Origin of the sequence: Pseudonocardia bannensis, assembly GCF_012911875.1 — a bacterium.
Classification (GTDB): domain Bacteria; phylum Actinomycetota; class Actinomycetes; order Mycobacteriales; family Pseudonocardiaceae; genus Pseudonocardia; species Pseudonocardia bannensis.
Genome location: NZ_JAAXKZ010000076.1, coordinates 1 through 18,172 on the forward strand (window position 1 = coordinate 1; position 18,172 = coordinate 18,172).

General features: G+C 73.2%; 17 protein-coding genes. 5 read left to right on the top strand and 12 right to left on the bottom strand.

All coding sequences use genetic code 11. The features are described from left to right. Positions 1-639, bottom strand: a 639-nt coding sequence (gene hemG / locus HF519_RS19015) for a protoporphyrinogen oxidase (protein WP_169414325.1), incomplete at its 3' end; no start/stop codon positions are given. Next, a complete protein-coding gene (hemE, locus tag HF519_RS19020; RefSeq protein ID WP_169414326.1) occupies positions 639-1,733 on the bottom strand; it encodes a uroporphyrinogen decarboxylase in 1,095 nt (364 codons plus the stop codon). The genes hemE and hemG, both read right to left, overlap by 1 nt. A 97-nt stretch (positions 1,734-1,830) precedes the next feature. Between hemE and HF519_RS19025 the strand changes: the two genes are divergently transcribed. From HF519_RS19025 to HF519_RS19035, 3 genes are all read left to right on the top strand, one after another. Beyond that, entirely contained in the window at positions 1,831-2,415 is a 585-nt protein-coding gene (locus HF519_RS19025; RefSeq protein WP_312860206.1) for a DUF3000 domain-containing protein, read from the top strand. 352 nt (positions 2,416-2,767) lie between these two features. Beyond that, positions 2,768-3,421 carry a response regulator transcription factor gene (locus HF519_RS19030; RefSeq protein ID WP_169414346.1) on the top strand — a complete coding sequence of 218 codons (654 nt, stop codon included), beginning with the start codon at positions 2,768-2,770 and terminating at the stop codon, positions 3,419-3,421. A 50-nt stretch (positions 3,422-3,471) separates the two neighbouring features. Continuing rightward, on the top strand, positions 3,472-4,674 hold the full coding sequence (locus HF519_RS19035) for a ribonuclease D (RefSeq protein WP_169414328.1): 1,203 nt from the start codon (positions 3,472-3,474) through the stop codon (positions 4,672-4,674). A gap of 203 nt (positions 4,675-4,877) precedes the next feature. Here HF519_RS19035 and HF519_RS19040 read toward each other — a convergent pair whose 3' ends face one another. The 9 genes from HF519_RS19040 to HF519_RS19080 form a co-directional block, all read right to left on the bottom strand. Continuing rightward, positions 4,878-5,996 (bottom strand): sensor histidine kinase, encoded by a 1,119-nt coding sequence (locus HF519_RS19040; protein ID WP_312860207.1) that lies wholly within the window; start codon positions 5,994-5,996, stop codon positions 4,878-4,880. A 180-nt stretch (positions 5,997-6,176) separates the two neighbouring features. Next, on the bottom strand, positions 6,177-6,842 hold the full coding sequence (locus tag HF519_RS19045) for a response regulator transcription factor (protein WP_169414330.1): 666 nt from the start codon (positions 6,840-6,842) through the stop codon (positions 6,177-6,179). Beyond that, positions 6,842-8,845 carry a 1-deoxy-D-xylulose-5-phosphate synthase gene (gene dxs / locus HF519_RS19050; RefSeq protein ID WP_169414331.1) on the bottom strand — a complete coding sequence of 668 codons (2,004 nt, stop codon included), beginning with the start codon at positions 8,843-8,845 and terminating at the stop codon, positions 6,842-6,844. The genes HF519_RS19045 and dxs overlap by 1 nt, the downstream gene beginning before the upstream one ends. Before the next feature lie 105 nt (positions 8,846-8,950). Further along, complete coding sequence (locus tag HF519_RS32965) at positions 8,951-10,261, bottom strand: GGDEF domain-containing protein (protein ID WP_169414332.1); 1,311 nt, start codon at positions 10,259-10,261, stop codon at positions 8,951-8,953. Positions 10,262-10,471: 210 nt separating this feature from the next. Next, the gene (locus tag HF519_RS32970) at positions 10,472-11,728 is read right to left on the bottom strand and encodes a sensor domain-containing diguanylate cyclase (protein ID WP_169414333.1); all 1,257 of its coding nucleotides are present in this window, start codon (positions 11,726-11,728) and stop codon (positions 10,472-10,474) included. Between the two features lie 747 nt (positions 11,729-12,475). Next, positions 12,476-13,780 (bottom strand): MFS transporter, encoded by a 1,305-nt coding sequence (locus HF519_RS19065; protein WP_169414334.1) that lies wholly within the window; start codon positions 13,778-13,780, stop codon positions 12,476-12,478. 202 nt (positions 13,781-13,982) lie between these two features. Further along, complete coding sequence (gene ald / locus HF519_RS19070) at positions 13,983-15,143, bottom strand: alanine dehydrogenase (protein WP_169414335.1); 1,161 nt, start codon at positions 15,141-15,143, stop codon at positions 13,983-13,985. A 35-nt stretch (positions 15,144-15,178) separates the two neighbouring features. After that, entirely contained in the window at positions 15,179-15,829 is a 651-nt protein-coding gene (locus tag HF519_RS19075) for a histidine phosphatase family protein (RefSeq protein WP_169414336.1), read from the bottom strand. Positions 15,830-15,834: 5 nt separating this feature from the next. After that, on the bottom strand, positions 15,835-16,263 hold the full coding sequence (locus HF519_RS19080) for an HIT family protein (protein ID WP_169414337.1): 429 nt from the start codon (positions 16,261-16,263) through the stop codon (positions 15,835-15,837). A 56-nt stretch (positions 16,264-16,319) separates the two neighbouring features. On the opposite strand from HF519_RS19080, the gene HF519_RS19085 reads away from it, so the two are divergent. Next, a complete protein-coding gene (locus tag HF519_RS19085; RefSeq protein ID WP_169414338.1) occupies positions 16,320-16,787 on the top strand; it encodes a PPOX class F420-dependent oxidoreductase in 468 nt (155 codons plus the stop codon). A gap of 13 nt (positions 16,788-16,800) precedes the next feature. On the opposite strand, the gene HF519_RS19090 is transcribed toward HF519_RS19085, so the two are convergent. Then, the gene (locus tag HF519_RS19090; RefSeq protein WP_169414339.1) at positions 16,801-17,226 is read right to left on the bottom strand and encodes a response regulator; all 426 of its coding nucleotides are present in this window, start codon (positions 17,224-17,226) and stop codon (positions 16,801-16,803) included. A 200-nt stretch (positions 17,227-17,426) separates the two neighbouring features. On the opposite strand from HF519_RS19090, the gene HF519_RS19095 reads away from it, so the two are divergent. Then, positions 17,427-18,164, top strand: a complete 738-nt coding sequence (locus HF519_RS19095; RefSeq protein WP_169414340.1) for a response regulator transcription factor — start codon at positions 17,427-17,429, stop codon at positions 18,162-18,164. The last annotated feature ends 8 nt before the right edge of the window (positions 18,165-18,172 follow it).

Sequence of the window (18,172 nt, forward strand, 5' to 3'; positions counted from 1 at the left end):
GGGTGGTGCGGGGGCGGGGCGAGCGGCGGCGTCCGCTGCGGCGGTGAGGGACGGCGCGCCGGCGTCGAGGGCGGCGGCCAACGCCGGGATCGTGGGGCGCAGGCCGAGCGCATCGACCCGCCCCGCGTACACCCCGCCGAGCAGTGGGTCGGCGACCCGATCGGCCAGCTCGTCGCCGAAGCGGTCCCGCAGCAGCCGGCCGAGTGCCACGTCGCCACCGGGCTCCCAGTGCAGAGCACGCGCCGGCTCAGCGGCCACGATCGCGAGCCCGGCGGGCGACAGCACGCCGTCCAGCCGGGCCGCGCTGGTGGGGACGCCGAGCAGCGTTCCGCCCGGCAACCCGACGGTCCGGCCGCCGGCCCGCACGGTCGGCGCCGCCGCCGTCGGGTGCACGATCTGCTCGCGCAGGCCCAGCTCGTCGAGCAGTGCGGGGATCTCGGGACGGCGAGCCAGGAAGGCCTCCGCGCCGACGTCGTAGGGCACCCCGGCCAGCTCCACCGTGCGCAGCACCCCGCCGATGCGGTCGGACCGCTCCAGCACGGTGATCTCGGCGGCCGGGCCGAGCAGCGCCCGCAGCCGGTGCGCCGCGGCGAGCCCGGACACCCCGGCCCCGACCACCGCGATGCGCGGCGCGGCCACTAGACGGGCTGGTCGTGGACCAGCTCGACGACCCGGGTGAGGACATCCGGGTCGGTCTCCGGCAGCACGCCGTGACCCAGGTTGAACACGTGCCCGGGCGTGCGGCGCCCCTCGGCGACGATCCGCCGGACCTCGCTCTCGACGGAGCCGAAGTCGGCGAACAGCACCGCCGGGTCGAGGTTGCCCTGCACCGGCCGGGTGCCGCCGGCCCGGCGCGCCGCCACGTCGAGCGGGATCCGCCAGTCGACGCCGACCACGTCGGCCCCGGCCTCGGCCATCGCGCCCAGCAGCTCGCCGGTGCCCACGCCGAAGTGGATGCGCGGCACGCCGGCGTCGGCCAGCCGGCCGAGGACCGCGGCCGAGTGCGGCAGCACGAACTCGCGGTAGTCACGCTCCGACAGCGCACCCGCCCAGGAGTCGAACAGCTGTACCGCGTCGACCCCGGCGGCGACCTGCGCCTGCAGGAAGGTCGAGGTGATGTCGGAGAGTCGGGCGAGCAGCGCGTGCCAGACCTCCGGCGCCGACCGCATCAGCGCCTTGGTGCGTTCGTGGTTGCGACTGGGGCCGCCCTCGATCAGGTAGGAGGCCAGCGTGAACGGCGCGCCGGCGAAGCCGATCAGCGGCGTCTCACCGAGCTCGGCCAGCAGCAGCGCGATCGCGTCGGTGACCGGGGTGACCTGCTCGAGGTCGAGCTGCGGCAGGCGCTCCACGTCGGCGGCGGTGCGCACCGGGTGCCCGACCATCGGCCCGGTGCCGGGGACGATGTCGACCCCGATCCCGGCGACGTAGAGCGGGACCACGATGTCGCTGAACAGGATCGCGGCGTCGACGCCGTGGCGGCGGACCGGCTGCATCGTGATCTCACACGTCAGGCCCGGGTCCAGGCAGGCCTGCAGCATCTCGGTGCCGGCCCGCAGCGCGCGGTACTCGGGCAGCGAACGTCCGGCCTGACGCATGAACCACACCGGCAGCCGTGACGGTCGTTCCCCGCGCGCGGCGGCGAGGAAGGGCGCGGACCGCAGGTCGCGGCGGGGGCCCGGGGAACCGGTGGGCCGGTGGAGAACGGCGGAGGCGGGCGGAGGAAGGGCAGCCATGACGTGTGCATTCTCCCACGCCCCCTTGGGCGTCGCCCGATCGGATCCCGGCGCGCCTGCCGCCGGCTGTCGGATCCGCGACCTAAAGTCCCCGCTCGTGCCCGACGAGACCGTGCCACCACCGTTCCGCCGCGCGGTCGCGTCGTTGTCCTCAGTACGCCCGCGACCCGAACTCGTGGTGTCCGCGCTGGAGGCTCCGCCGCGACTGGCCCCCTACGCCTGGGCCTTCAGCGTCGAGGCCGACATCGGCCACCGCGGCGACGGCCTCGACGACCTCGACGCCCCCGACACGTCCGGCCGGCTGATCCTCCTGCACGATCCGGCCGGGCAGGACAAGTGGGAGGGCGCGTTCCGTCTCGTGTGCTTCGTGCAGGCGCGCCTGGAACCCGAGCAGCTCGGCGACGAACTGCTACCGGTCGTCGGGTGGTCCTGGTTGACCGAGGCCCTACAGCAGGCGGGTGCGGAGCACATCGCCTTGGGCGGCACCGTGACGCAGACCTCATCGGTGCGCTTCGGCGACATCGCCGGGCCCGGTCGCGAGGACGACGTCGAGCTGCGGGCGTCATGGACGCCGACCAGTGCCGACCTCGCCCCGCACGCGGAGGCGTTCTGCACTCTCATCGCGACCGCCGCCGGGCTCCCCCCGGTCGGCATCCGCCCGCTCGCCCAGCGAACGGTGTGATCGCCCGTGCCGGTTTTCACGCCATCACCAGTGCCGAAGGTCCCGACCGCGGGACCGACTGCCCTCTTCCCTGTCCCCCAACACGTGTCGGATCACTCGATGGGGTGGACGGCGTCCCACAACGCTGTAACTTTCATCGAGACAAGTTCGATCGGATACACGACGTTAGACCGCTTGGGGGGCTACGCTTCCTCCACGACACCTCCTCGGGCGGTCGGGCGCAACTCTCCGTCGGCCGAGGTTCTGGTGCCGGTCGGGGGGCAACGACCGACTCCAGGGAGGTAGTAACGTGGCCGTTGTGGGCCAGGGCGCACCCTTGCGCGGCTCGACAGGAGCCGTGCTGTCGCCCGCCATGGTCCCGCACCCGCGGGAAGAGTTGTTCTCAGTGCTGGTGGTCGACGACCACCCACTGCTCCGTGAGGCGATCGCCGCACGGCTGCGCTCGATGGGGGCGGGAACGGTGTACGAGGCCGCTTCGGTGGCCGAGGCACGGGCCAGGGCGCAGGCGAACGGACCGTGCGATCTCGCGATCCTGGATCTGGGCCTGCCCGACGGCAGTGGCCTCGACCTGGTGACCGAGCTGCGGTCCTTGGGCTGGAACAGGTTGGTGGTGCTGGCGTCCTCGGACGACCCGTACGCCGTGCGGTCGGCCTTCCAGGCCGGGGCGCAGGCCTACCTGCTCAAGTCGGCTTCGGCGGCGGTGGTCACCGACGGCGTGAAGCGGGTCCTGGACGGCGGCGTGTACGCCGATCCGACGGTCGCCCCGCTGCTCGCCACGGGGACCCGGGTACCGGGCACCGACAACACGCCGCGCGAGCTGTCGGCTCGCGAGGTCGAGGTGCTCCAACTCGTCGCCGACGGGCAGTCGAACAAGGAGATCGGTGAGGCACTGAGCCTGTCCGCGCTCACGGTGAAGAGCCACCTGTCCCGGATCGGGCGGAAGCTCGGGACCGGGGACCGGGCGCAGATGGTCGCGCTGGCGATGCGGGCCGGAGTCATCCGCTGACCTCGGACGACCACGCCGACAACCCAACCGATCAGCGCACCGATCCAGGGGTGCCGACGGTCGAGCCGGTCCCACTGCTGCGACCGGCCGGCGGTCTCCCACCCGTGGTCGCCGACCGGTCCGGGTTGGTCCGTACCGCCGAGACCTTCGCCGCCGGCGAAGGACCGGTGGCGGTGGACGCCGAGCGGGCGTCCGGGTTCCGGTACTCCCAGCGCGCCTACCTGGTCCAGCTCCGGCGGGCCGGGGCGGGGACCGCGCTGATCGACCCCATACCGCTGGACAGCGATCTCGGCGAGCTCGCGCCCGCCCTGACCGGGCCGGAATGGGTGCTGCACGCCGCCTCGCAGGACCTGGCCTGCCTGGCCGAGGTGGGGCTCGTGCCGTCGCGGCTGTTCGACACCGAACTGGCCGGGCGGTTGGCGGGCCTCCCGCGGGTCGGGCTCGGCCCGATGGTCGAGCAACTGCTCGGGCTCGCGCTCGAGAAGGGACACGGCGCGGCCGACTGGTCGCGGCGTCCACTTCCCGAGGACTGGCTCGTCTACGCGGCGCTGGACGTCGAGGTCCTCATCGAGCTGCGTGACGTGCTGGCCGGGCTGCTGACCGAGCAGGGCAAGCTGGAGTGGGCCGAACAGGAGTTCGAAGCCGTCCGGACCGCTCCGCCACCCCCGCCGCGGTCCGAGCCGTGGCGGCGCACGTCGGGGATCCACAAGATCCGTAAGCCTCGTCCGCTGGCCGGCGTCCGATCGTTGTGGGAGGCGCGCGACCGGCTGGCCGCCGAGCGGGACATCGCGCCGGGCCGGGTACTGCCCGACGCGGCCATCGTCGACGCGGCCATCGCCGCGCCGGACTCACCGCAGGCGCTGGCCTCGATGCCGGTCTTCCGTGGCCGATCGCAGCGGCGTCTGACGAACTACTGGTACGCCGCGCTGTCCGCCGCGGCGAGGCTGGACCCGGAGGAGTTGCCGCGCTCGGCGGCGCCCACCGACGGGCCGCCGCCGGTGGCCCGCTGGGCCGATCGCGACCCGCAGGCCGCGGCCCGGCTCTCCGCGGCGCGGGCGGGCATCACCGACCTGAGCGAGCAGTGGTCCGTGCCGGTGGAGAACCTGCTGCAGCCCGATCTGCTCCGGCGGATCTGCTGGGACCCGCCCGCGGACGGGGACGTCGCCGCCGCGCTGCAGGCCGGGGGTGCCCGGCCGTGGCAGATCGAGCTGACCGCCCCGCTGCTCAAGCAGGCGCTGACCGACCACCCGTGACCTGAGCGGCCGGCACGCCGAGTCGGTCCGTCGGCGCCGCGTGGTTCGCCGACCGGCTGCTCCACACCGCCGCTCCGCCGGGGGGCCCTCGCTGCGGCGGTCTCCAGCCGGCCACGCCGGCCACGCCGACCACGATCGTCGACGCGGCCGCCGCCGGTCCCGCGCCCGGCCTCCCGCAGGGTGGCCCGGCGACGCTCCCGCGGTCAGCTCCGGTGTGCGTCCCCGCGCCTGCTCGCATCGGGTGGGAGCCGCACCGAGACGGCGAGGCCCCCGCCCGGCACCGGCTCGCCGTGCACCGCTCCCCCGTGCGCCGACACCACCGCCCGCACGATCGAGAGCCCGAGGCCGGATCCGGGTGTCTCGCCCGTCCGCTCCCGGGGCCCCCGGCGGAACGGCTCGAACAGCTCGTCGACGCGGTCGGCGGGGATCTCCGGACCGCTCGAGGCCACGCGCAGCTCGGCCCATCCGTCGGGCGCCGGCCGGGCGCAGGCCTCGATCCATCCGCCGGCCACGTTGTGCCGGATCGCGTTCTCCAGCAGATTTCCGGCGACCCGCTCCAGCAGCACCGGATCCCCGACGGTCGGCGCAGCGGCGCGCTGCGCCACCACCCGCAGTCCACGGACACCGGCCGCGCCGCGCGTGGAGGTCAGCCCGGCGGCCAGGATGTCGGCCAGGTCGACCGGGCGGGCCTCGATGTGCTCGGCGCCCTCGGCCCGGGCCAGCATCAGCAACCCGGCGACCAGGTCGTCGGCGCGCCGGGTGGCCTCGCGCACGACCGCGCCCATGCGCCGCAGCTCCTGGATGTCGGCGGCCGGGTCGGCCAGCGTCACGTCGACCTCGGTCCGCAGCACGGCCAGCGGCGTCCGCAACTCATGGCTGGCGTTGGCGACGAACCGCCGCTGGGCGTCGAACGCCGCCTGAAGCCGGTCGAGCATCGCGTCGAACCCGGCGGCCAGCTCCGCCACCTCGCCGCGGACGTCACGCAGCCCCGTCCGCTGGTCCAGCGAGTCCGCGGTCAACCGTCGCGCGGTCTCGGTGACCGCGTACAGAGGCGCGAGCACCCGGCCGACGAGCACCCACGACACGATCGCAGCGGCCACCACGACCAGCGGGAACGCGATCAGGCCCGCACGGAGCACGTCGGACCGGGCGGCGGCACCCACGGCCTCGCGCAGCCGGTCGGCCGGGACGTCGAGGCCGCCGACCCGGACCGTGCTGCCGACCGGCAGCGCCGGCACGGCACGGGCCACCCCGCCCACGAGCAGCCAGCCGAGCCACAGCAGCAGCGCGCTCGCCAGCGCGACCAGCGCCGTGGCGAGCACGGTTAACCGCGGTCGCAGCCCTGGGCCGTGCCCCCGCCGGGCCGGGCCCCATCGCCGTCGCCCCGGCGCCGGCCTGCCGGGCTCGGTCACGCCTCCTCCTCGCGGACGCCCGCCGCCGCGCCCGTCGACGCCGCGCCCGGTGACACCGGAGGGCGACCCCGCGAACTCGGCCACGACGGTTCAGCCCGCGGACGGTACCCGGTAACCGGCGCCCACGACCGTCTCGATCACACCGGGGTCGCCGAGCTTCTTGCGCAGGGTCATCACCGTGACCCGGACCGTCGTGGTGAACGGATCGGCGTTCTCGTCCCAGACCCGTTCCAGTAGCTCCTCGCTGCTGACCACCGCACCACCCGCCCCGAGCAGCACCTCGAGCACGCCGAACTCCTTGCGGGTCAGCTCGATCGGGCGGCCGGCACGGTGGACGGTGCGCCGCGCGGGATCGAGCGCGACGTCCCCGGCCACGAGCAGCGGGGGCACCGCGGGGGTCGCGCGGCGGCCCAGGGCACGGCAGCGGGCCACCAGCTCCGGGAAGTCGAAAGGCTTCGCGAGATAGTCGTCGGCGCCCCGGGACAACCCGTCGACCTTGTCGGCCAGGGTGCCGCTCGCGGTGAGCATCAGGACCCGGGTGGTGACGCCGGAGGCGACGATCTGCGCACAGAGCTCGTCACCCGACATACCCGGCAGGTCCCGGTCGAGCACCACCACGTCGTAGCGGGTGACCGCGGACTTCTCGTGCCCGCTGGGCCCGTCATAGGCGACGTCCACGGCCATGCCCTCGCGGCGCAGACCACGGGCCACCGCATCGGCCAGCGCCCGCTCGTCCTCCACCACCAGCACCCGCATCAGCGCGTCTGCTCCTCCGAGGGCCCGGTCGCCTCCGGGAGCTCCGGCGCCGCGGACACATCCGACACCTCGGGGACGGCACCCGCCCGGCACCCGGGCAACGCGGCCGCCCACTCCGTGACCCGGCGGGCGACGTCCTGCGCGGTCAGCCCGACGGCCGCCAGGACATCGGCGCGACTGCCGTGCTCGAGGAACTCCTGGGGCAGCGCGAGGTCGCGCAGCGGCACGTCCACCTCGGCCGCGCGCAGCGCATCGGCCAGCGCGGAGCCGAACCCACCGTGTCGCCCGCCGTCGGCAACCGTGACGACCAGTTGGTGCTCCCGGGCGAGCCCGATCAGCACCTCCGGGACCGGCAGCACCCAGCGCGGGTCGACCACCGTGACCGCGACACCCTGGCGGGCCAGCCGCTCGGCCGCCGCGACCCCCAGCTCGCCGAACGCACCGACGCACACCATGAGCACCGAGGCGTCGACCGCGTCGGGACCCTCGAGCGCTCCCCCGGCCGGCGCCGCCGGCTCCCGCAGCACGTCGACCCCGCCGATGCGGCGGACCGCCGGTACCGACTCGATCACCGGACCCTTGGGGAAGCGCAGCGCGGTCGGCCCGTCGTCCACGGCGACCGCCTCGGCCAGCTCCTCGCGCAGCGTGGCGGCGTCGCGCGGGGCCGCCACCCGCATCCCGGGCACGATCCCGAGGATCGACAGGTCCCACATGCCGTTGTGCGAGGGACCGTCGCTGCCGGTGACCCCGGACCGGTCGAGCACGAGCGTGACGGCCTGGCCGTGCAGCGCGACGTCCATGAGCAACTGGTCGAAGGCACGGTTCAGGAACGTCGAGTACAGCGCGACGACGGGGTGCAGGCCGCCCTGCGCGAGCCCGGCGGCGGAGGTCAGCGCGTGCTGCTCGGCGATCCCGACGTCGAAGCAGCGGTCCGGGTAGGCCTCGGCGAAGGGGGCCAGGCCGGTCGGTCCGAGCATTGCGGCGGTGATCGCGACGACGTCCTCGCGCCGGGCGCCGAGGCCGACCATCTCCTCGGCGAACACGCTGGTCCAGCCGACCGACGGCGGCCCGGTCGGCAGGCCGGTCTCCGGGTCGAACGCCGCCGGGCTGTGCATCTGCTCGGCCTCGTCGTTCTCCGCCGGCGGGTAGCCGTTGCCCTTGCGGGTGACGGCGTGCACGATCACCGGCCCCCCGAAGTGCCGGGCCCGGCGCAGCGCCGACTCCATGGCCGTGACGTCGTGCCCGTCGACGGGGCCGAAGTACTTGAGCCCGAGGTCGGAGAACAGCTCCTGCGGGCTGATCGCGTCCTTGACCCCGGCCTTGAGCGCGTGCAGCCCGGCATACAGGACGTGCCCGATGATCGGGGTGCCGCGCAGGGTCTGCTTGCCCGCCTCCAGGAACCGCTCGTAGCCCGGCTGCAGCCGCAGCGAGGCCAGCCGGTCGGCCAGCCCGCCGATGGTGGGGGCGTAGGAGCGGCCGTTGTCGTTGACGACGATGACGACGTTGCGGTCACGACCAGCGGCGATGTTGTTGAGCGCCTCCCAGGCCATCCCGCCGGTGAGCGCGCCGTCGCCGATCACGGCGACCACGTGGCGCTGCTGGCCGGTCAGCGCGTAGGCGCGGGCGAGCCCGTCGGCCCAGGACAGCGACGTCGACGCGTGGCTGTTCTCGACGAGGTCGTGCTCGCTCTCCGCGCGGCTCGGGTAACCGGACAGCCCTCCGGTCTTCTTCAGCCGGTCCCAGCCGTCCTGGCGGCCGGTGAGCATCTTGTGCACGTAGGCCTGGTGCCCGGTGTCCCAGATGAGGCTGTCGTGCGGCGAGTCGAAGACCCGGTGCAGCGCGATGGTCAGCTCGACCACGCCGAGGTTGGGGCCCAGATGGCCCCCGGTCCGGGACACCGTGGTGACCAGGAACCGGCGGATCTCGGCCGCCAGCTCCGTGAGCTGGGCGGCGTCGAGCCGCTTGAGATCGGCCGGGCCACGGACGGATCGCAACACGCTCACGGGCCCCACTTTACGGACGCCCGGATCTTCCCACCGGTGGACGGCGGGCATGACGAGCGCGACGGTCGTTCCGGCGCGCCGTCCGGCCCGGCCGGAACCCGCGGGTCAGGCCGTCGGGTTGCGCGCGGCCGGGATCTGCGCCAGGCCCGCGATGCGCACCGTGTTGCGCCCGTCACGCTTGGCCGCGTACAGCGACGCGTCGGCGATCTTCATCACCTGTTCCAGTGTCGCCCCCTCGGGCGGGAGGACGGCGCCCCCGACGGAGATGCCGAGGCCGGAGACGGTCAGCGCCCCGTCCGGGGTGTCGACCGCGACGGTGAGCATGGAGATCCGGTGCCGGATACGCTCGCCGACCGCGTGCACCTCGGCCCGTCCGCCGTTCTCCAGCGGCAGATCGGGCACCAGGACGACGAACTCCTCCCCCCCGAAGCGGCCGACCAGGTCGCGGCCACGGACCTCGGCGCGCAGCGCGGTCGCCACCGCGGCGAGGACCTGGTCGCCGGCGAGGTGGCCGTGCATGTCGTTGATGGCCTTGAAATGGTCCAGGTCGCAGATCAGCACGGCCACCGACTCGCGCGCCTTCTCGGCGCGCCCGATGGCCCGGGTGGCGCGGGCGTGCCAGGCCGCCGCGGTGAGCAGGCCCGTCTTGCCGTCGGTGTTCGCGACCTCCTCCAGCTGGCGTACGAGCACCGCGCGGTGCAGCACGAGCAGCGGTGGGAGCACCAGCACCACGAGCCAGGGGTTGGCGGTCAGCGCGATGGCGGCGAGCGCGCCCAGGCACAGGGTTGCGATCTCGAGCGCGTTGTCGTCCCAGTGACCGAGCAGCTCCCCCGGCCGCGCCGGTGGGTTGGTCAGCGCGATGGCCCCGCCCACCAGCGCGGTGTTCACCGTGACGTAGAGCAGGATGGCCAGCGCGATGGTGCCGAGGCTGGACAGGTCGCCCGGCCAGCCCTGGATCCCCCCGGCCCGGCTCGTCACCACGTGGGCGACGAACGCCGCGAGGACGACGGTCGCGGTGGTGAACACGTGCCGGTACAGCGGGACGCGGGCGGGCCGCCACACCCGGATCCACAGGTGCACGTAGAGCACCACGATGACGCCGGCGGCGAGCGCCGGGGGCAGCAGCACCGCGGCGGCGAAGGTCCACACGGAGCTGAGGTCGAAGTACGAGGTCCCCGCGACCTGCCGGCGGATCCGCTCGATACCCGTGGCGACCTCGGTGTGCAGCACTCCGAAGGCGACCAGCCAGGCCGTCAGGACGAGGTGTTCGCGCGTGACGCGCTCGAGGGCGGCGCTCGTCACGACCAGCGCCAGCACCGCCGACTCCACCAGAAGGATGGAGGCGATGACCCGGCTGTCGAGACGCCATACCGCCCATCGGGTGATGAACCGCGCTCGGGATGCCGGCTCGTACACGACAGAGTCTCCCCTCCCGCACACTGTCCGGTGTCGTACAGGACATTAGTGACGCCGGATTGCGATGTCAGTGCCACCAAGATCCCTCAAGGGGGTGGATCTTCAGCGCCGCTTACTGCGGGGAGTGACGACCTTGCACGGTGGGCGGAACGGCTGTGACGAACCGTGGACGGAGAGCCGCTGGGTGAGGGGACGGGGCGACCGGGGCCGTCAGGACGATGGGGCCGGTGGTTCGGTACCGGTACGGCGCAGCGGCTCGGCGGGGGGCATGTGCAGGCCCATCCGGACGAGGTTGCGGCCGGCGCGCTTGGCCTCGTAGAGGGCCGTGTCCGCCACCGCCATCACGCCCGTGAGGTCCGCGCCGTCGCCCGGGAACCGCGCGCCGCCGACCGAGACGCTCAACCCCGTCACGGTGAGCGGACCGTCGGGGGTCGGGATGTTGACGGTCAGCCGGGCCACCCGGTGCCGGATGCGCTCGGCCACGACGTGCAGTTCGTCGCGACCGGTCGCGCCACCGTCGAGTCCGGGCAGCAGGACGACGAACTCCTCGCCGCCGAACCGGCCGACGAGGTCGTTGTCGCGGACCTCCGTCCGCAGCGCCTCGGCGACGGCCGACAGCACCCGGTCCCCGGCGAGATGACCGTGCCGGTCGTTGACCGCCTTGAAGTGGTCGAGATCGAGGATCAGCACCGCCGCGCTCGAGCCCTGACGCGCCGCCCGGCGGATCTCCCGCTCGGCCTGCGTATGCCAGGTCGCCGCGTTCAGCAGGCCGGTCTTGCTGTCGGTGGACGCCGCCTCCTCGAGCTGGCGCACGAGGACCGCGCGGTGCAGGACGAGCAGCGGGGGCAGGACCAGCACCACGAGCCACGGGTTGATGGCCAGGGCGACCGCGGTCAGGGCACCGAGACACAGGGTGGCGATCTCGAGCATGTTCTCGTCCCAGTGGCCGAGCACCTGGGCCGCCGTCGGCCGGGAGGTGCTCACGGCGATGGCGCCGGCGATCAGGCCGCTGTTGACGGTGGTGTAGACGAGCAGCGCCAGGCCGAGGGCCGCCAGTTCGGCGGCGCCACCGCGGACGACCCCCGCCGGCCCGCCGGGCCCTACGGAGTGCATCACCGCCGATGCGGCGATGCACGCGAGGACCACCGTCGCGGTACTGAACAGCTGTCGGTAGACCGGAACCCGGGGCCGCCACGCCCGCCACCACAGGTGGCTGTGGACGACGAGGGCGGTGAGCACCGCGTAGACCGGCGGCAGCAGCACCGCTCCGGCGAAGGTCCACACGGAGCTGAGGTCGACGTGCGGGGCCTCGGTGACCCGGCGCCGCATCCGCTCCACCCCGACCGCGATCTCGGTGTGCGCGACGCCGATGAGACACAGCGCGATGAACCCGGACAGGCCCGTCGACCAGGAATCCGTGCGCAGCACGTGCATGACGACCAGCGCCACCGCCGTCGCCTCGACCACCAGAACCGGTGTGCGAACACGGGCCGGCAGCGACCACAGCGCCCACCGGGTGACACGCCGCAGCCACGCCGGTGATGACCATGGCGCAGCGTGTTCACCCTGATCGGAGGACATCCATACTCTCAGTCATTCGAGTGTCACCTGGTGTGAAGCCTAGTCGAGCCTCGGTGCCCTGTCATCCGCCGCCGCGTGGCGGACGCACCCCAGGCCGGGTTCGACGGACCCGGTCCGCCTGCGGTCGAATCGTGTCGGAACATCGAAATGAGGTGCGGGTCGTGCGCAACAAGAACTGGCAGTGACGAGCGGACAAATGATCAACGAGAACGGATGGAGGTGGGGTGGTGGTCGTGCAGAACGGGAACCGGCGCAACAAGAACTGGGGATGACCTCGCACCGAAAGGCCGGAACGTTTCGTTGACCGGTCACGCGATCCAGCACCTGGAGGAGGACGACGTCGTGCGCAACAAGAACTGGTGATCATCGATCGTCCGGCCGGCACGAGCAGAGGGGAACGACCGTGCGCAACAAGAACTGGTGATCGAGATCGGTGTCGATTCGCCCGCGAACGGAAAGGCGGCAACGGTGCGCAACAAGAACTGGTGATCATTTCGGATGCACGACGCGACGGACCGGAGAGGACGACCTGTGCGCAACAAGAACTGGTGACCCTGATCTGCGACGACACGAGAGGGACGCGCGATGCGCAACAAGAACTGGTGACCCGGGCGGGTCCCGCCGTTGATGTCCTCAGTGCCCGCCGGGCACCCCGGCCGCGACGGGCGCGTCCCGTCCGGAACGGTCGGCCGACCGCCATGCGAGGGCGGCTCCGACGGCCAGGACACTGCCGGTCACGCCCGCCACGGCGACCGCCACGGTCGGATTCCACACATCGGCGAGCAGGCCCCCGGCGAAGACCCCGATGCCCTGCGTCGCGACGAGACCCGAGGCCGCCACGCCCACCACGCGGCCCCGCTGGGCGTCGGGGGTGGCCCGGACGAACAGTGCCTGAGCCTGCACGAGGTAGGCCGTCGCCAGCGCACCCGACACCGCCCACAGGAGGATGGAGACCGGCAGACCGGGAGCCAGGATGCAGAGCGCGAGCGGCACCCCGGCCAGCACCGCGATGACCCCGACGAGCCGGCTGCGGCGGTGGGCCGGTACGAACCGGGAGAAGAGGAACGCGCCGACGACGCTGCCCATCGGATCGGCGGCCATCAGCAGGCCGACGGCCAGCGGCCCCCCACCGAACGACGCCGCGTAGGGAGCGGCGAGCGCCTCCGGCACGACGTAACAGCTGACCAGCCAGACCAGGCAGAGCAGCGCCCGCCGCGAGGGGTCGGCCATGATCCGGCCGAACGCGTCGATCCCGTCGCGGAGCATGGAGCGGCGCGGTCGCCCGGGTGGTGCGGGATCCGTGCCCTCATCCGGGTCGGACTCCTCGGGGTCCCGGTCCGGTACCGGACGCTCGGCCACCGCGAAGCGCAGCACGGCGGCCGACACGATGAAGCTCATCGCGTTGATTGCCAGCGCCACGACCGGGCTGACGACCAGCAGCAGGAGACCGCCACCGGCGAAGGCGGCCAGCTGCACGGCCTGGCTGGTGATCTGCCGGACGGCGAGACCGCGCTCGTAGTGCTCGCCGGGCAGCACGGCGGGCAGCAGGGCCGCCTGAGCGGCACTGTGCACGGCCGAGATCAGCACGACGACGACGAGCAGCGCGCACAGCGCCCACAACGACAGCCCCGGTATCGCCATCACTGCGACCAGCCCGGCGCGGGCCACGTCGGCGACGACCATGACCTCGCGGCGTCGGTGGCGGTCGGCCAGCCCGCCCAGCAGCACGCCGCCGAGCATCGCGGGCAGGAAGGTCAGCGCGTAGACCGTCGCGGCCCAACCGGCGGAGCCGGTGCGGCCGTAGACGAGGACGGCGAGGGCGATGCGGGCGAGCTGGTCGCCGGCGGCCGAGATCAGCTCGGCCGCCCACAGCGCACGGAACTCGGGGATGCGGAAGACCTGGGTCAGTCCGTCACCGCGCGCGCGCTCCCCCGGCATCAGGTCGCGATCCTCCCCCGTGACGGACCACCACCGCGAAGCGAAGTCCCCCCGACCCCCGCGGCGTGACGATGAACCGAGCGTAGGCACCTGTACGCGCCTGGTCAGCCTCGGGACCCGCGACTCCCCCGAACGGTGGACAGAGGCTGAACGGGCGCAATCCGGTCGTGGTCCGATGCGGACCTCCCGTGGCGGCCGCCGGTCAGCCCAGGACGTCGGACAGCGCCACGTGCTCGAGACCGTGCGCCGCGGCCACCTCGGGCTGCACGACGCGCCCGCCCACCACGTTGACGCCCTCCGCGAGCGCGGGATCATCGGCGACGGCGCGCGCCGGCCCCTTGTCGGCGAGCGCGATCACGTACGGCAGCGTGACGTTGGTCAGGGCCTGGGTGGAGGTGTTCGGCACCGCCCCTGGCATGTTGGCCACGCAGTAGAACAGGGAGTCGTGCACCCGGAAGACCGGGTCGTCGTGGGTGGTGGGCCGCGAGTCGGCGAAGCAGCCGCCCTGGTCGGTCGCGATGTCGACCAGCACCGAACCCGGCCGCATCCGGGAGACGAGCTCGTTGCTCACCAGGGTGGGGGCCTTCGCCCCCGGCACGAGTACGGCGCCGATCACGAGGTCGGCCCACAGGCAGGCCCGCTCGATCTCGTAGGCGTTGCTCGTGATCGTCTGCAGGTGGCCGCGGTAGCTGAAGTCGATCTGGCGCAACCGGTTGATGTTGGTGTCGAGCACCACCACCTCGGCCTGCAGGCCGAGCGCGATGGTGGCGGCGTTCATCCCGGACACGCCGGCCCCGATGACCGCCACCTTGCCCGCCGCCACCCCGGACACCCCGCCGAGCAGGACGCCGCGTCCGCCCTCGGTGCGCTGCAGGTGGTGCGCCCCGACCTGTGGCGCCATCCGGCCCGCCACCTCGCTCATCGGCGCGAGCAGCGGCAGCGACCCGTCCGGCAGGCGCACGGTCTCGTAGGCGATCGCGGTGATCCCGGCGTCGATCAGGGCGGTCGTGCACTCCTTCGACGCGGCCAGGTGCAGGTAGGTGAACAGCACCTGGTCGGGCCGCATCCGGTGGTACTCCTCCGCGACCGGCTCCTTGACCTTGAGCACGAGGGCGGCGGCGTCCCACACGGCGTCGGCGTCGGGGGCGATCCGCGCGCCGGCGGCGGCGAAGTCGTCGTCGAGCAGCGCCGAGCCGGTCCCGGCACCGTGTTCGACGACGACCTCGTGACCCCGGGAGGTCAGCTCCCGGACTCCCGCCGGGGTGATCGCCACCCGGTACTCACGGTTCTTGACCTCGCGGGGCACGCCGACGATCCGAGGTCGGGATCGCGCGGCGACACCGCCGATGCGCGTGTTCGCCATCCCCGTGATCGTGCCCTACCCGGGTTGCGACCACGTCACGACGACGAGGGGCGCGCCGCCGATCCGGTGCCCGTCACCTGGGCGAGCAGGTCCGCGACATGGGTGATCTCGTTGACCGTCCGCACCGCGCGCCGGCCGTCGCGGCCCGCGATCACCCGCGTGACGCCGGTGTAGTCGAGCGGGAAGGCCAGCGTTCGCGGGATGTCGAGCAGGTGGGCCAGATAGACGTTGATCACCCCGGCGTGGGCGACGAGCACGGCGCTCTCCCGGCCGGGGTGGGCGGTGACGATCGCCTCGACCGCGGTGACCACCCGCTCCCGGAAGGCGTCCGCGTCGATGTGCTCGGGCAGCAGCCCGGCGAGCATCCGTTCCCAGGCGGCCGGGTCGACGCGAGGCATGTCGTGCACCGGCACGTAGTGATTCTGGTCCGCGTCGTACTCGCGCAGGCCGGGCACCAGGTCCGGGGTGCACCCGAGGGCGGCCGCGAGCGGGGCGGCGGTGCCCTGCGCACGGCGCAGTGGACTGCTGTAGAGACCGTCGATCCGGTCGGCCCGCAGCGCGCCCACGAGCCGCTCGGCCTGCCGTTCCCCCAGCTCGGTGAGCCCCGGGTCCGCGGTGGCTCCGTCGGCGAGATCCGCGGGCCGCACGCGGTGCGGCAGCGCGTGCCGGACGAGGATGAGCTGCACGGATCTCAGGCGGCGGGCACGTGCTCGCCGTGCCCGGCCTGCTGCAGTGCGGAGCGAAGCTTCTCGGCGTGACCGTCCTGCTCGGCGCCGTCGACGGACTTCGCCGCCGTGGCGAAGTCGAACGCCCTCATGTCCCAGGCCGGGAACACGTGCACGTGCAGGTGCGGCACCTCGAAGCCGGCCACGATCAGCCCGACCCGCGGCGGCTGCCAGACCGTGCTGACCGCCTGGCCGATGGTCTGCGCGACGGCCGTCAGGTGCCGCATCAGCTCCGGGTCGGCGTCCACCCAGTGGTCGACCTCCTCGCGGGGCACGACCAGGGTGTGGCCCGGCCCGAGCGGGTTGATCGAGAGGAAGCCGACGGCGCGGTCGTCCGACCAGACGAACCGCCCGGGCAGGTCACCGTCGATGATCTTCGTGAAGAGGGTGCTCATCGGATGCGACCCTACTGCCCCGGGCGGCGCGCGCGAACCCGATCTAGGGTCTGGCCATGGCCCGCACCATCGCGACGAACACCACCGTCGACCGCGCCGAGCTGATCGAGTTCCTCCGCCCCCGCCATCGGCTGATCCTGCTGACCTCGCGCGCGGACGGCGGCGTGCAGGGCTCCCCCGTCACCGGCGGGGTCGACTCCGAGGGCCGGCTGGTGATCGCCACGTACCCGGAACGGGCCAAGTCGGTCAACATCGCCCGCCGCGGGCGCGCCTCGGTGATCGCGCTCTCCGACGAGTTCAACGGCCCCTGGGTGCAGGTCGACGGCGATGCCGAGCTGCTCACGCTGCCGGAGGCGCTGGAGCCGCTGGTCGAGTACTTCCGCTCCGTCTCCGGCGAGCATCCGGACTGGGACGAGTACCGCGAGGCGATGGCGAAGCAGGGCAAGGCCCTCATCCGGATCACGCCGACGCGCTGGGGTCCGGTCGCCACCGGCGGCTTCCCATCCCGGCTCGCGGACGCCTGAGGCCTGCCGCCGCTCAGGCCGTTCGGGGCTCGGCGTGGCGCAGGGCCTCGACCGCTTTGGGGCACCAGGCCGTGCCGCCCCCGGCCACCGTCCGCACCGCCTCGACGATCTCCTCGCAGCTGCCGTGCTTGAGCACGTAGCCGACCGCCCCGGCCGCCCGGCTCTCGTGCACCGCCCTGCCCGCGACCGCGCTGGTCAGCATCACCACGCGCACCGAGGGCAGGACGGTCAGCACCTGTGCGGTGGCCTCGATGCCCCCCACCGATGGCATGGAGATGTCCATGAGGATGACGTGGGGCTGCAGCCGCGCCGCCGCGTCCGGGACCTCTGCGCCGTCCGCGCAGGTACCGACGATCGTGAGGTCGTCGATGGCGTCGAGCAGCGCGGCCAGGCCGGTGCGGACAGCGGCGTGGTCGTCGACGAGCAGGACGCGGATCACGGTGACTCCGTCTTCGGTCGGACAGCAGCGGTCAGCACTGCCGTACTTCAAGGATCGAGCAGTCGGGGACGTCAGACGATCCCCAAAACGTGGCCCTCCCACCGTTGACAGTCCCACTAGGTTGTGCCGTACCACACATGATGTAACAAGGTGGACCGTCCGGCCGAATCAACGCGGGTATCGGACATGAAGGTGGTCGTATGGGACGTCCCTCCGACATCGACGAGTCGCCGACCGGCAAGGGCATGCGGAGCGACGACACCGTCACCGATGGTCCGGACACCGCCCGGAATCTGCGGGTCCTCGTCGTGGACGACCACAAGACCTTCGCGGACCTGCTGTCGTTCGCGCTGTCGACCGAACCGGGACTGGAGTGCGTGGGTACCGCGTTCAATGCCGGCGAGGCGATCGCCGCGGCCCAGGAGCTGCGGCCGGACGTGATCGTGATGGACATCGAGATGCCCCGCCAGGACGGGCTCGCCGCGACCCGGCGGATCCGGGAGATCGCGCCCGAGTCGGTGATCGCGGTCGTCTCCGCGCACCGGGACCCGGAGTGGGTCGTGCGTGCCGCACAGGCCGGCGCGTCGGCGTTCGTGCCCAAGGACGGCTCACTGGACGAGATGCTCGACGTGCTGCGCCGGGTCCGGAACGGATCGATGCTCGTGGCGCCGTCGACGTTCGGCCCGGGCGGTCCGCCGACCGCCCCGCGCCCCTCCAGCGCCCCGGCGCCCACCCTGACCCAGCGCGAGCTCGACGTGCTCAACTGCCTGGGGCGTGGGATGCCCCCGAAGTCGATCGCCCGTGTGCTCGGTATCAGCCTGCACACCTGCCGCGGTTACGTGAAGTCGCTGCACTCCAAGCTCGGGGTGCGCTCGCAGCTCGAGGCCGTGGTCCGGGCACAGCAGCTGGGCCTCATCGAGGCTCCCGACGACCTGTAGATCGACGA

Bases quoted from the DNA above. Each gene is read 5' to 3' on its own strand.
- hemE (WP_169414326.1), bottom strand. From the start codon at position 1,733: ATGGCTGCCCTTCCTCCGCCCGCCTCCGCCGTTCTCCACCGGCCCACC.
- HF519_RS19030 (WP_169414346.1), top strand. From the start codon at position 2,768: ATGGTCCCGCACCCGCGGGAAGAGTTGTTCTCAGTGCTGGTGGTCGAC.
- HF519_RS19045 (WP_169414330.1), bottom strand. From the start codon at position 6,842: ATGCGGGTGCTGGTGGTGGAGGACGAGCGGGCGCTGGCCGATGCGGTG.
- HF519_RS19065 (WP_169414334.1), bottom strand. From the start codon at position 13,780: ATGCCGGGGGAGCGCGCGCGCGGTGACGGACTGACCCAGGTCTTCCGC.
- ald (WP_169414335.1), bottom strand. From the start codon at position 15,143: ATGGCGAACACGCGCATCGGCGGTGTCGCCGCGCGATCCCGACCTCGG.
- HF519_RS19080 (WP_169414337.1), bottom strand. From the start codon at position 16,263: ATGAGCACCCTCTTCACGAAGATCATCGACGGTGACCTGCCCGGGCGG.
- HF519_RS19085 (WP_169414338.1), top strand. From the start codon at position 16,320: ATGGCCCGCACCATCGCGACGAACACCACCGTCGACCGCGCCGAGCTG.
- HF519_RS19095 (WP_169414340.1), top strand. From the start codon at position 17,427: ATGGGACGTCCCTCCGACATCGACGAGTCGCCGACCGGCAAGGGCATG.